The organism is Fluviicola taffensis DSM 16823, from assembly GCF_000194605.1.
Taxonomy (GTDB): Bacteria; Bacteroidota; Bacteroidia; order Flavobacteriales_D; family Crocinitomicaceae; genus Fluviicola; species Fluviicola taffensis.
Genome location: NC_015321.1, coordinates 1829057 through 1843037, shown reverse-complemented (window position 1 = coordinate 1843037; position 13981 = coordinate 1829057). Strand labels below are relative to the sequence as shown.

The following is a 13981-nucleotide window of genomic DNA, read 5'->3' as shown; positions in this document are numbered from 1 at the left end:
TACTTAAGCACACTGCTTATTTAAATTATGAAGATTCAACTTTTTTATTTGCTTTTGCTGTTTCAATTATTGGTGTTATCCTGTTCCAACTCGAACATAAATCAACGATTAGTAAAAAAATGGGTCTTAACAAAAGTGGGCGAGTTCGGTCCTGAAAAAAATAAAGTGCTTGGCATAAATCATGTCTATTTCGATTTAAAAGAAAATGAAACTTTTAGTGGGAGATGGTATGATAAAAACAACATGACTGAATTCATTGATTTAAAAGGAAAGTGGTTAACCACAGAATATGAAGACAAAATTAGATTATTGCTCTTTTACGGCCCCAACCAAAAGAAGTCTATCATTTTTGATATCGTTAAGATTGAAGAAGAGGAGATGACGATGCGCAATTCAGAAATGGAACATTTCTTTAGAGCGAAATAATATAAACCAATAACCAATGATGAGGGGCTTCGGCCCCTTTTTAGTTTTAAGTCGTTTGATTTCGTAATAAAATCTGGCCAAGGTTAGTTAATTATTGTCAGGTCGACTCTCTATTATTGCTACAAAGCATTTAAGATACACTATATTTGTTACCATGGAATTGATTCAATCATTGGAAGATCGTTTTGGAAATCATCGCGTAAAATCGATAACGAATCCTTTACACCCAGAACAGGAGTTACTTCTCTTATTTTTGGAGTTAGAGGTTCCTGTAACTGTTTTAATGACAGCTTCACTATCGACCTATCAAATGCCTGTTTTAGAACAATGGGTTGGAAGAGAATTTAATGAAATCTATTTCTGTTTACCCACTTATTGGGATTTCGAAAATTACACCAACCCAAATTCTTCGTGGATCTATGAATGGATTTACAAACTAGAGCGCTTTGTTCGTGATAAAAATACCTGGTTTGGACCTGGGCACACTATTCCTACAGCAAATCCAGAAGTTCCAATTTCTCTATTAATGAAACAAGAATACTTCATTTTCCTAGATCCGATTTTACTTCAAAAAGAACTTGCTCCGATTACCATTCAAGAAAAAACCATTCATTTCTTAAGCGTTGTTCCAATTTTTGGAGATGAATTGGATTTCAAAATGGGGAAAGGGACGCAAAAATTCATTCGCAAGTTTATTCAAAGGAAAAACGACGAAAAACTAGATGATTATCGTCACTCCATTTTGGATAGTCGACTAAAATTCTTTTAAGAATTTTATTGAATAATTACATCTGTTAGCAATTTAGTAAAATTGCTAACAGATTTTAAATAAATAATTGTTTATCAGTGTTTTATACTGAAATTATAAATGAGTTAATAAAACTATTAACAACTAGATTCTCACTTACTATTCGCAAAAAATTGCTGTGCTGCCTCCACTTCTTTCTTCGCATTTCCAATCCAAACATTTTCGTCGTAAATAACGAAAGGTCGTTTCAAGAAAGTGTATTCTTCCAACATATACCTACGGTAATCTGCTTCTGTTAAAGTCATTTCGTGAAGTCCTTGAGAGCGAAATTTCATAGCGCGTTTCGAAAACAATCCTTCGTAAGAACCTACTTTTTCCTTCAACCAATCAAGAGCTTTCGCATCAATGTTTGTTTGTTTGATATCAATCAATTCAACATCATTTGGTAAATTCAATGCTTTTAGAATCTTCTGACACGTATCGCATGAACTCAAATAATAAAACCGTTTCATAATGACTGTTTTTTTAATAATACAAAATAGTTGTTTTTACGCACAACCTTCCAATCTGGGTTTTTCAATAATTTCGAAGTCTCCTGTTCAAATTCAATTTGATTCAATGGATATGGATCCTCAACAGGAGAAACAAGAACAAATTCCGCATTTTTGATAGTCGGAAAAGTATAAATTTTATCCCTTACAGCAAGATGTGGGACAAATGTAGACTGTGCGCTAACGATGGCATCTGATGGAATTAAATTCAAAACTTCGTATGCTTCTTTGATTGGAAATTCGCTTTTATAATGCGCCGATTTGTAAATTCGGAGTCGTGCTTTGTCATAATGAGCTATGGTGTTATCCATTAATCGTATGGATGTAACTAAAGCTAAAAAAACAGCAATGTAACTTAGAATCAAGCGCTTTGATTTTGTTTTTTTGTCACCGATAAAGACAAAGGTTCCTATAGTCAAAATTGGTGCAAATTCGATACAATATTGCTGAACGACACCCCAAGTATCTGCATTATCATGAAACATTTTCTGACCGATAATTGGAATCAACATAAATAAATATACTGGGCGGAAAATACAGAAGAAACCAACCATCAAAATCATCATCCAAAATTCAAATTTCACAAAATTATAGACGGATTTTCCTGAATGATTCTGAAATAAAACGCTCAATGAATCGAGCGGATGCTTTACTAATTGTAAAATCCCTTCTGATACATTCGCCCCTAATACAGAGTAGCGAAATTGAGAAAAAACGCCAGTATTCGAGAAAGAAGGCATTACCCAGCCTATGACAACAATAAAGTAAATTAAGGAAAAACAGGCAATCCCTATCGCAATTTTAAGTTTCCACCAATCTTTTCGATTTATATAAGCCAAGCCAATAGCAATAAATAGTAACCACAAGGCCATGTTCTCTTTTCCTATAGCAATGAGTATGGTCCAAATGATAATAGAAATCCCTTTTTTCCGTTCAAAAGCTAAGAACAACCATGGTACAAACATACTAGCAACAACATTGCTATGATAATCATATGAGATTGCTGCAAATACGCCAAAAAACAATAAGAAATAGATCAACGCAAACTTTCGGGTTCCTTGATTTGGGTACAATTGTAAAAAGAAGGTATATATTCCTACTCCTCCGAATAAAATAGAAATCCATTGAACAATCAGAAGTGTGTAGCTACCAAAAACATAAATCAATGGCGAAAACAGTGGCAAATACAAATCAAAATGATCTGCTAATAAATTCTCGGATTCAGATTTAAACGCTAAACTATCATTAAATCTTAAATGAGCATAATCATACATGGCGTTTGTGTATACACCTAAATCAAGTGAATACGTGCGAAAACAATACTGATTTACAAAGGTAATCAGAGCATAAACCACTGAAGCAATAAACAAAGCAACCAACAAAAACCGATGCTCCTTTATCAAAGTCAGTTTACGCATTATCTATTCTGCATGTATTCGTCATTTCGCTTGCGGTCTTCAGGAGTTCCTGTATTACAACCATTTGATTTTTTTGTGAAATGATGAATCCATTTTACTTGTAATTGTACAGGCCAATAATTACTAGAATACCACTGAACAGTTGGTCGGGCAATGTTTGGTTCATAGATTCCAAATGTTGGTATGAAGAATCCAAAAATCAAGTAATCTCCACGGCGAATTGTTTTATCGAAGGCAATGTGTAAATGAAACTGTGCCATAAAATCTTGTTGGAATTTTAGTGGAGCGCCTGAAATTATTTTAGGTGCTTTGGGAGATGGGAGAACATTGTAATTGAAGTTAAATCCAAAACCTGTTTCCAAATGCCATCCTTCACCAATTTGCGTAAAACGGTCAGCAGTAACTCGAGCTGTCAAATACCCATTGTAAAAAGTTTGAGTGCCTTCTGTGAAAATAGTTCCTGCTGGATCTTTGATTTCGTTCTTTACATACTCACTTCCACCAATATAGTTAAACCCAATTCCCCAATCAATACGGTGAATCAAATTCGCACCAATCCATTTTACAGAACCTTTCTCACCTCTACTTTTGTAAATAGCAGCTAAAATGCGAGAAGGTTTCAAGCGGTAATGAGCAGCACCGATATCTATAAAAGCGCCTGGTCTACCAATGGGATCAATCGTTGTAGTTGTAGGTCTATTGTTTGCGTCATTCAATTCATACACCGTGTTTTTCGGATTTGTAAACGTATAATTCAACCCGAATGAAATTTGCAAGCCATCCTTTGTAAGCTGACGGTAATCACGAGCACCACCAAACATGTCTTTTCGACTTTTTCCGTTGAATTTTCGCGATTTCTGCGCAAATCCTTGATTGACAGACAACACCAACACCAACAAACAAACAATAACCTTCATTTCAATAATTTATATAAATATCCAAAGAATTCCGATTGGTTACGAGATAAGTTCCAACATTTTATCCATAACGAATGGTTCGTCCCATTTTTCATGAATGTTTTCCAATTTCAAAATCTGTTGCATCAATGCGTCTTGCTTTCTTCCGTTTTTCAACGCATCGCTGTAACGCGTATTACTAAATGTCACTTGTGAATAAAGTGGAGTCCATTTCTCTGGGTGCAATCTGGAGAATTTTCCTTCGATTTTCTTTTGCAATAAAAATTCAGGATCAGCAGTTTTATCGCGCATTTCAACGTAATTATCCAACGCTAAATCTAAAATGGCATTGGCATCTGGAACTCGCTGGTCTGAAAAACGATTCAACAAACCATTCCAATCTCCTTTACTTTCATCATACATTTCATTGAAAACCGTGCAGTCTTCAAATCCACAATTCATTCCTTGTCCGTAGAAAGGAACAATGGCATGAGCAGCATCCCCCAATAAAACAATCTTGTCTTGGTAATTCCACGGTTCACAACGAACCATAATCAATGAACTAGTGGGATTTTCGAAATAATCTTCCAGTAAAGTCGGCATCATCTCTACTGCATCTGGAAAGGTCAAATCAAAAAAGGCAGCTACTTGTTGCCGCGATTTCAACGTTTCAAAAGATGTTTCTCCTTCCATTGGAAAGAACAAAGTGCACGTAAAACTTCCATCCAAATTCGCTAAAGCAATCATCATGAATTCACCTCTTGGCCAAATATGCAAGCAGTTCTTATCCAATTTATGACTTCCATCAGCATTCGCTGGAATCACCAATTCTTTGTATCCGTGATCCAAATATTTTTGAGAATAATCAAATGTCATTGATTTTTGCATACGCATACGAACTGCAGAATAAGCTCCATCCGTTGCAAAAATTCGGTCTACTTGAACTTCTTCTTTCTGGTTGGTTTGGTCATTCAAAAAAGAAAGGGTATTCGATTTCAAATTAACGTCCAAACATTTTCGGTCGAAGAAGTATTCAATATTCGGATAATTATCCGCCAAATTCATGAGCTTTTGATTCAATCCTCCACGAGAAACAGAATAAATCGCTTCATTATTTACACCATACGGCTGATAGGTCAATGTTCCATCCAAAGCGTGCATACATCGGTTGTACATTGGAATAGCTATTTTGCGAATATCTTCAGCAATGCCAGCAATCTCCAAGGCTTTCCAGCCACGATCCGAAAGCGCCAAATTGATCGATTTTCCACCAACCAATGTTGCTTTTCTTAGGTCTGGTCTTCTTTCAAAAACTGAAACCTGATATCCCTTTTGTGCTAGTAAAATGGCTTGTAAACTTCCAACAAGTCCTGCTCCTACTACTGCTATTTTTTCCATATCCTTTTTTTAAGACTTAAGACCTAAGACAAGAGACTTAAGACTTAAGACTTTGGATTTACTCTTGTCTCGCGTCTTTTGTCTATCATCTTTCTATTGTTCTATAATAGCCTCCTCCAAATACTTCCCAAGGAAATAAACATCCTCAAAGGAATTATATAATGGAACGGGTGCCACGCGAATTACATTTGGTTCTCTCCAATCAGCAACTACTCCTTTTTCAGAAATCGCATCGAATATTTGTTTTCCTTTTCCGTGAACTAAGATTGACAACTGTGCTCCTCTACGTTTTGGTTCTCTTGGCGTAATGATTTCAAAGCGGCATTTAGACGGATGTTTCGCGGATAATCCATCCAAGATGAACTCCAAATAGGCAGTCAAAATATCACTTTTTGCCTTTAGTTGATCCATTCCAACCTCATCAAAAATTTCCAATGATGCCCAATGAGCAGCCATTCCTAAAATAGGCGCATTACTCAACTGCCAGCCTTCAGCACCTTCCATTGGAACAAAACCAGGTTCCATTTGAAAACGTGTGCTTTTATCGTATCCCCACCATCCTGCAAAACGAGGAAGTGAATTATTATTTGCATGTTTTTCGTGAACAAACATCCCTGAAACTCCTCCAGGACTTGAGTTCAAATATTTATACGAACACCAAGCGGCGAAATCAACTCCCCAATCGTGCAGTTTCACCGGAATATTTCCAGCAGCGTGCGCCAAGTCAAATCCAACCATTGCACCAACTCCTTTACCCGCTTTGGTTATTGATTCCATATCCAAAAGTTGGCCCGTATAATAATTCACTCCGCCAAACATAACTAAAGCCAAAGAATCTCCCAGCTCTAAAATTTTGGCCAAAATATCTTCATCGCGCAAAGTATGTTCTCCTGCTCGCGGACTCATTCCTACTAAATCAGTTTCTGGATTTAACCCATGAAAACGCACTTGTGATTCCAATGCATACAAATCACTTGGAAATGCTTTTGCTTCACACAGAATTTTTGTTCGTGTTCCTTTTGGTTGATAAAACGAAACCATTAGTAAGTGCAGATTCGTCGTCAAAGAATGCGTAACTACCACTTCTTTAGGCAATGCTCCTACGATTTTTGCAGAAGATTCGGTTAAGAATTCATGATACTTATACCACGGATTTGTTCCTAAAAAATGGCCCTCTACTCCCCATTTCGCCCAGTCATCCAATTCAAGGTTTACTTTTTCACGCACTGTTTTTGGCTGTAGGCCTAACGAGTTTCCTGTGAAATATCTCACAGGATTCTTAGTGAAAGTTGGAAAATGGAAGCGGTCTCTGTAAGACTTTAACGCGTCTGAAGCATCCATTTGAGCTGCAAACTCGGGAGTAAATTCGTATTTCATCTGATAAATCGATTGTTCTGTTGAGAACGGGTAAAAAATATGTGTCAAATATAACCAATCTTCGAGATTTTTTAACGCTCCACAACAACAAAGAAACCTTCGTAAAACTTCATTTTCCTAAAATTTAACCGCAAAGAATGAAAGAACGCAAAGATTTTAAATCCTCTGCGCCCCCCTTTTCTTTGCGGTTTATAATTATACCAGTATATCATTGGAAATTCTATGTCTTTTCGGTTGAGTCTGCCAATCGAATTCGTAATTTTGCATCAAATAAAATCTTCGGCTCCATGGCAACAAACAAACTCAACAGATCAAACTCAGAAGCACTTTACGAAAAAGCGAAAAATTACTTTCCAGGTGGAGTAAATTCTCCTGTAAGAGCGTTTAAATCGGTTGAGGGTTCTCCCTTATTTATCAAAAAAGGGGATGGTGCTATTATTTGGGACGAAGATGACAATGAATTCATCGATTTTTGTGGAAGTTGGGGGCCGCTGATTTTGGGTCACAACCATCCAAAAGTATACGCAGGAATCGTTGCTGCTTTGCAAAATGGAGCAAGTTTTGGTGCTCCAACTCGTTTAGAAAATGAATTGGCTGAATTGATCCTTTCGAGAAATCCGTTTATTGACAAAATCCGTTTTACAAGTTCAGGAACCGAAGCTGTAATGTCGGCAATTCGCTTAGCGAGAGGTTATACTGGCAGAAACAAAATTGTGAAATTCGAGGGCTGTTATCACGGTCACAGCGATTCCTTATTGGTGAAAGCTGGATCTGGGTTGGTGACTTTCGGAAATACTTCCAGTGCTGGAGTTCCAGAAGCATTTGCAAACGAAACCTTGGTTTTACCATTGAATGATTCAGAAGCTTTAAAGAGTTGTTTCGAGCAATTTGGAAAAGAGATTGCTTGTGTGATTATTGAACCGATTCCTGCAAATAATGGATTGCTTTTGCAAGAATTGAGTTTCTTGAAAGAATTAAGAGAAATCTGTACACAAAATGGCGCTTTGTTATTCTTCGACGAAGTGATTTCAGGATTCCGAGTAGCTTTTTCTGGTGCGGCTGAATATTACGGAATTGCACCAGATTTGGTGACATACGGAAAAATAATCGGCGGCGGTTTGCCCGTTGGCGCTTACGGAGCGAAAAAAGAAATCATGGCGTGCGTTGCACCAGACGGACCAGTTTACCAAGCGGGAACACTATCCGGAAATCCAGTTGCAATGGCCGCCGGCTTGGCTCAATTAACTGAATTAAGTAAACCCAGTTTTTACGAAGATCAGGAACGCAGAACCAAATTATTCACTGATAAAATCAATTCCCATGCGAAAGCAAAAGGGTATGTTTTCGAATTGGTAACAATCGGTTCCATTTTCTGGATTTCATTCGATAATTCAAAACATATTCACGCTGCTGAAGAAATTAATCCAGATATGACAAACTTCAAACATTTGCACCGTGCATTATTGGAAGAAGGACTTTACATGGGTCCAAGTGGCTACGAGGTTGGTTTCATTTCTGCTGTTCATACGGATGAGTTGTTACTGAAAGCTGCTCAATTGTTTATTAATGCTTTGGATCGAATTATGAGCTAACAAACTGTTAATTATTTCGTTATATTTGGTTGAAACTAAATCCTCCACCAACTAATGAAATGGATACTTCTCATCATCTTGATTTATCACAACTCACTTTTCGCGCAACAAAAGGATCCATTAAAAAGATACGAAGAGCAAGAAGAGAACGAACGGCTATCAAATGAAAAACAAACCCTTGGCGCAAGAGGATTAAATCGTCTATTTATTGATGGCGTTATTGGATTTGGTTTTCTAAAACATATTGACGGAAATTATAATTATAAGGAATACACATTTACTTCTGATTTTAGAATAGGGAATAATTTTTACATCGGACAAGGAAAAAGCCCATTCATCATTCGGGTGACCTACTTCCGATTTGGAGCAAATTTTGGTGATTTTGGTATTTTTCCTTACTTCGTCCCCCCACAATTAGGTTTAGGTAAACATTTTCGAATCAAAACCGCCTTTTCTATTGAACCGACCATTCATTTTGGTTATCTCATCACAAGCGGAGATCCATACGGCGGAGATATTACACCTTATGGTTATTTCTTCATGCCCGAGGTAAAACTTAATTTTAGTCGTTTCAGTATCGGATTTGAATTCACGATGCGCAAATTCGTTGACGATAAGTTTCCGCTAACAAAATATGATCGAAATTACTATTTTGGATTTTCGTTGGGAAGGAGAATAGGAAAAGGATTGTAATTCGAATTTATTTCTTCATAAATCCGTATCTTTCCTCTATGAAATCAGCAATAGAAATACTCCCCGTTGGAAGTTACTTTTACTTTCGTCATGATTCTCTTTATTACTTATTTCAACTATTGGAGTTTTCTCCCAATCAAATTTTAGTTCAACGCTTTTGGTCAACCACCAATGTTCCTTCCATCGACAAACTACGCCACTTCGATGTCAAGAGCGCTTGTTCGGAATTTGATGAGCCGTTTGATGAAATCATTTGCATAGGAAAACATGAAATTACAGCCGATCAACACAAAGAAATAGCACAATTTCTCAAAATTAAAGCAGGGAAAATTGCGCGTGAATCTGGATTTTTAACCCTGAAAAGAGAAGCTATTGATGCTTTTGAAAAACAGGAGTACCAAGAAGCAATTCGCTTTTTTTCATTGGCGGCGCCATATTCCAAATACGATATTGATATTTACGAAAAGCGTGGTATCTGTTATTTGAAAATGGGGCAATATATTGACGCGCTAGCCGATTTCGATTATTACCTTATCCACAATCCAGAAAATGAAATTGTTCTAGCTGCTGTTCAATCTGCTCAAAAAGAAATCTCTAAGAAAAGTAATTCGTAATTAATTTAAATCCACTCTTTCTTAACCTTCTTCGCCAATTTCTTTCTCAATTTTCGCAAGACTTTATCTCTCGAATTGATTCCGCCAATTCTCAACAAATCGGTATAAACCAACTTTCCGTCTCTGTAGAAGTGAAACTCAAAAGTTACAGAAGTAATGTCGTCCTTGTAAATTGGAAATAAGTTATCTGCTGCTAAGTCTTCTGCCAACGTGATGTTTCCAGATGAGGGTCTGAAACGGTTGTCAAATCCACGTACCGAAACGAGCATCAAGGTGTTGATTCCTTTTGCTTGTAATATTTGCGTCAAAGAGTCTGTCATTAAAACCTGTGGATCTCCACCAGCCTTCAACACATTTAAGGAAACTGTATTGTTCACCTTTGCTTGAGATAATACAACCGAAACCGCAATTTCCAATGAAAACTGATCTGCTTGCTTATCCAAATGACTCACTACAAGTGCATTATTAAGCTTCAATGGCTGATTTTTAACTTGTGTAAATCCAATGAAACAAAGGATACTAAAAAGAATACTTAAAGGTGCTTTTCTCATGATTAGAATATTTTTTCTGCTATCGTTTTAACGCTTTCAGAGGTAGACATCGTATAATAATGAATAACAGGAACTTTTGCTTTTTTAAGTTCTTGTGATTGATGAATTCCCCATTCAACTCCTACTTCAAAAACGTCTTTATTGCTTTTACATTTTATCAAGTCCTTACTTAATTCTTCTGGAAGATCAATATGAAAGACTTTTGGCAAGAATGAAATGTGATTCAATGTTGTTATCGGTTTGATTCCTGGAATAATTGGAACAGTGATTCCAATAGCTCTACAAGCATCTACAAAATCAAAATATTTTTGATTATTAAAGAACATTTGAGTAACGATGTATTCTGCTCCAGCGTCCACTTTCGATTTCAAGTAGTGTAAATCCGTACTCAAATTCATCGCTTCGAAATGCTTTTCAGGATAACCAGCCGCACCGATACAAAAATTGGTTGGAGCCAATTGAATATCGTCTACTAAATAGCTCCCACGATTCATATCTGTAATCTGATTAATCAAATCTACCGCGTGTTTATGCCCTTCTGGATCTGGCTTAAAGGTCGATTCTGTTTTAATGGAATCTCCACGCAAAGCAAGCACATTATCAATTCCTAAAAATTGTAAATCGATTAATGCATTCTCTGTTTCTTCTCGAGAAAAACCTCCACAAATTAAATGAGGAACAGCATCAATGTTGTACTTATTCATAATCGCCGCACAAATTCCAACTGTTCCTGGTCTTTTTCGGATTGCTATCTTTTCAAGAAGTCCTTTTTCGCGTTCTTTATAGATAAATTCTTCCCGATGATAGGTTACATTGATGTATTTCGGTTTGAATTCCATTAAGGGGTCAATACCATCGTAAATAGATTGAATATTCGCTCCTTTTAGCGGAGGTAGAATTTCAAATGAAAATAGCGTGTCTTTCGCTGCGTTAATGTGATCGATAACTTTCATGCCTTCAGAGAGGATATAATTAAATTCGTCGCCAAAGATACATGAAATCTTATCTTACGTGTCTTTTTGAGCAAAATTCCGGTTCTCCAAATAATGTTAAAACTGAGTTCAATATGAAACAAAATCGAAATACGTCCGTTATCTTTGTATACGCTAAGGCTAGAAACAAGTAAATACTTTGGTACGTTATTTGATTTAGTTTTAGAGGTTAGTTTTCATAAGTAGTAGTAGTTTAGGTTGGAACAAGAGAGGAGCGCCTGCTTCTCTCTTGTTGTTTTTAAGACCTTTTTGTTTTGAAAAAATCACTCTATCACTACTGTTTGTCTCTTTCCAACAGTTCCTTTTTGCCTAAGCTGCACTAAATATATTCCTGGTTTAACTGCTGTAACAACCTTTATTTGCGTAATGGGAGATTCCACCGCTTGGTTCATAACTTCCCGACCAGTATTGTCATAAATAACAAGCTCCGTGGTTTCTTTAATCAGCTGTTGCAGTTGAATGGTAAAAACTCCTTTGTTAGGGTTCGGTGAAACGGTAAAATTGTATTCTTCGGGCTCATCTATTCCCAAATCATCGATCACAAAAACAGTAACCGTATCCGTGGAATAAAACCCGTTGATGGTTTGTGAAACCACATACGTTGTGTTTACTTGCGGTGAAACGTAAACCCCAGCAGTATTCATAGCAACGGCTGTTCCATCCAGCTTCTGCCACACAGAAGGCATATTACTGATTTTTTGACCAATAAATGCAGTGTCATTGATGTAAATCGTTGTATCTGGGCCCGCATCTGCTGGAATACCACCCACTATGCTGTCTAAAGGAATGACGGAAACCATGTCAATGATAAAATAGGTTTGCCACACTATTCCATCTGTGTATTCCATACCTTGGGTGGTTTGCGCATCGGTATTGAAATTACCTAAGGTCAAGTATTTCTCCCCACCATGTGCCTGGTACAAACCACGCACCAAGGTCCAATGAGCTGAATCAGAGATTATTTCGTTGTTGAAATATTTTACCTGAGCTTCCAACAAGGGTGGATTATAGACATTAAACAAATACATATTAGCTGCATGCAAAGCTGTATCACTGAAATGTACTCCTAAATTATTAGAAGCAAAACGAGAATGCCCTTCTTTCACCCGTGCATAAAAAGACACTTCATACCAATGGGAAGCCAACAATGTATCCAGCAAGGCACAGGTGGCATAATCTCTGATATTTGATCCAACAGGATCATAAGTCGAAAGTCCTATAAATGCCTGTCCATCAGGAATTTGATAATTCAACCACGCTGGATAATCCATTGCTGTACAATAATCCGGGGTACAGGTATTGGGGTTGTACCAATCAACAATTGATGCTTCAAAAAATGCTGGTCCAAAAGGCCCTGTTATGCAATTTGTGCACTGTTCAAAACTGGGATTGGGAACCAAATTCACCTGCCCAAACACCGTGTTTGTTATCAGTACAATCCATACCATTCCCTTTTTCATCTGGTTTCTTTTTAATTTCCATTCAAACAACACATTCTTACAGGATCACAACAATGCGGTTTCGGTATTTCACTTGTCCCTCGCTATTTTTCAACACAACCACATAGGTTCCTGAACTCAAATGAGTTGCCAAATCCATTGTTTCTTCATCCTGCATCATCGTTTGCGCAAGCAATAACTTACCATCCAACTGCATGATTTGTAATTGATCACCTGCTAACAAGGATCCTTGCAACTTGAAGATCCCATTATTGGGAACAGGGAACAACTTATACTTCGATTGAAAATCTTCTTCAATACCTAAATCATCGATCACAAAAACGGTGACCGTATCCGTGGAATAAAACCCATTAATGGTTTGTGAAACTACATACGTTGTGTTTACTTGCGGGGAAACGTAAACCCCAGCAGTATTCATAGCAACTGATGTGCCATCCAGCTTCTGCCACACAGAAGGCATATTGCTTATTTTTTGACCTATAAATGCAGTGTCGTTGATGTAGATCGTTTGATCTGGGCCCGCATCTGCTGGAATACCACCCACTATGCTGTCTAAAGGAATCACCGATACCTGATCAATCAGAAAATAGGTTTGCCATACGATACCATCCGTGTATTCCATGCCTTGAGTGGTCTGCGCATCGGTATTGAAATTACCCAAGGTCAGGTATTTCTCCCCGCCATGTGCCTGATACAAACCACACACCAAAGTCCAATGCGCCGAATCAGAGATTATTTCGTTGTTGAAATATTTTACCTGAGCTTCCAACAAGGGTGGATTATAGACATTAAACAAATACATATTAGCTGCATGCAAAGCCGTATCACTGAAATGTACTCCTAAATTATTGGAGGCAAAACGAGAATGCCCTTCTTTCACACGTGCATAAAATGACACCTCATACCACTTCGAAGCCAACAATGTATCCAGCAAGGCACAGGTGGCATATTCCCGACCATTCGAACCTGCTGGATCATAAGTTCCTATCCCTATAAATGCTTGCCCATCTGGAATTTGATAATTCAACCACGCTGGATAATCCATTGCTGTACAATAATCTGGAGTACAGGTATTGGGGTTGAACCAATCAACAATTGAGGCTTGGTATGAAGCTGGGCCAAAATCAGTTGTTATACAATTCACACACTGTTCAAAGCTTGGATTGGGAACCAAATTGACTTGCCCAAACACCTGGTTTGTGATCAAAAAAATCCATATCGTCCATTTTTTCATCCGGTTTCTTTTTAATTTCCATTCAAACAAC

The 13981-nt window shown here is 37.4% G+C and carries 14 protein-coding genes; 5 read left to right on the top strand and 9 right to left on the bottom strand.

The genetic code is table 11. From position 1 onward, the window contains the following. Positions 1–27: 27 nt before the first annotated feature. Positions 28–426 carry a hypothetical protein gene (locus FLUTA_RS08080; RefSeq protein ID WP_013686374.1) on the top strand — a complete coding sequence of 133 codons (399 nt, stop codon included), beginning with the start codon at positions 28–30 and terminating at the stop codon, positions 424–426. Positions 427–580: 154 nt separating this feature from the next. Next, positions 581–1195: a suppressor of fused domain protein gene (locus tag FLUTA_RS08075; RefSeq protein ID WP_013686373.1), complete on the top strand. Its 615-nt coding sequence runs from the start codon at positions 581–583 to the stop codon at positions 1193–1195. Between the two features lie 131 nt (positions 1196–1326). On the opposite strand, the gene FLUTA_RS08070 is transcribed toward FLUTA_RS08075, so the two are convergent. The 5 genes from FLUTA_RS08070 to kynU form a co-directional block, all read right to left on the bottom strand. Beyond that, on the bottom strand, positions 1327–1686 hold the full coding sequence (locus FLUTA_RS08070) for an arsenate reductase family protein (protein WP_013686372.1): 360 nt from the start codon (positions 1684–1686) through the stop codon (positions 1327–1329). Next, positions 1683–3143 carry a DUF2079 domain-containing protein gene (locus FLUTA_RS08065; protein WP_013686371.1) on the bottom strand — a complete coding sequence of 487 codons (1461 nt, stop codon included), beginning with the start codon at positions 3141–3143 and terminating at the stop codon, positions 1683–1685. Before FLUTA_RS08065 ends, FLUTA_RS08070 begins: the two co-directional genes overlap by 4 nt. Continuing rightward, on the bottom strand, positions 3143–4060 hold the full coding sequence (locus tag FLUTA_RS08060) for a hypothetical protein (RefSeq protein WP_013686370.1): 918 nt from the start codon (positions 4058–4060) through the stop codon (positions 3143–3145). The genes FLUTA_RS08065 and FLUTA_RS08060 overlap by 1 nt, the downstream gene beginning before the upstream one ends. Before the next feature lie 39 nt (positions 4061–4099). After that, complete coding sequence (locus tag FLUTA_RS08055) at positions 4100–5437, bottom strand: FAD-dependent oxidoreductase (RefSeq protein ID WP_013686369.1); 1338 nt, start codon at positions 5435–5437, stop codon at positions 4100–4102. 93 nt (positions 5438–5530) lie between these two features. Beyond that, a complete protein-coding gene (kynU, locus tag FLUTA_RS08050) occupies positions 5531–6814 on the bottom strand; it encodes a kynureninase (RefSeq protein WP_013686368.1) in 1284 nt (427 codons plus the stop codon). A 287-nt stretch (positions 6815–7101) separates the two neighbouring features. Here kynU and hemL point away from each other — a divergent pair, with 287 nt between their 5' ends. Genes hemL through FLUTA_RS08035 form a run of 3 tightly spaced genes read left to right on the top strand, consistent with a single transcriptional unit; the run spans position 7102 to position 9713 of the window. Continuing rightward, positions 7102–8406 (top strand): glutamate-1-semialdehyde 2,1-aminomutase, encoded by a 1305-nt coding sequence (hemL, locus tag FLUTA_RS08045; protein ID WP_043024179.1) that lies wholly within the window; start codon positions 7102–7104, stop codon positions 8404–8406. Between the two features lie 54 nt (positions 8407–8460). Continuing rightward, positions 8461–9099, top strand: coding sequence for a hypothetical protein (locus FLUTA_RS08040; protein ID WP_013686366.1), 639 nt, complete (start codon positions 8461–8463; stop codon positions 9097–9099). Positions 9100–9137: 38 nt separating this feature from the next. Beyond that, the gene (locus tag FLUTA_RS08035) at positions 9138–9713 is read left to right on the top strand and encodes a tetratricopeptide repeat protein (RefSeq protein ID WP_013686365.1); all 576 of its coding nucleotides are present in this window, start codon (positions 9138–9140) and stop codon (positions 9711–9713) included. A gap of 5 nt (positions 9714–9718) precedes the next feature. On the opposite strand, the gene FLUTA_RS08030 is transcribed toward FLUTA_RS08035, so the two are convergent. The 4 genes from FLUTA_RS08030 to FLUTA_RS08015 all read right to left on the bottom strand — a co-directional run bounded on the left by FLUTA_RS08030 (position 9719) and on the right by FLUTA_RS08015 (position 13950). Then, a complete protein-coding gene (locus FLUTA_RS08030; RefSeq protein WP_013686364.1) occupies positions 9719–10264 on the bottom strand; it encodes a hypothetical protein in 546 nt (181 codons plus the stop codon). 2 nt (positions 10265–10266) lie between these two features. Further along, positions 10267–11217, bottom strand: a complete 951-nt coding sequence (gene metF, locus FLUTA_RS08025) for a methylenetetrahydrofolate reductase [NAD(P)H] (protein ID WP_013686363.1) — start codon at positions 11215–11217, stop codon at positions 10267–10269. Positions 11218–11519: 302 nt separating this feature from the next. Continuing rightward, complete coding sequence (locus FLUTA_RS08020; RefSeq protein ID WP_013686362.1) at positions 11520–12716, bottom strand: T9SS type A sorting domain-containing protein; 1197 nt, start codon at positions 12714–12716, stop codon at positions 11520–11522. A 37-nt stretch (positions 12717–12753) separates the two neighbouring features. Next, positions 12754–13950 (bottom strand): T9SS type A sorting domain-containing protein, encoded by a 1197-nt coding sequence (locus FLUTA_RS08015; protein ID WP_013686361.1) that lies wholly within the window; start codon positions 13948–13950, stop codon positions 12754–12756. Positions 13951–13981: the final 31 nt, after the last annotated feature.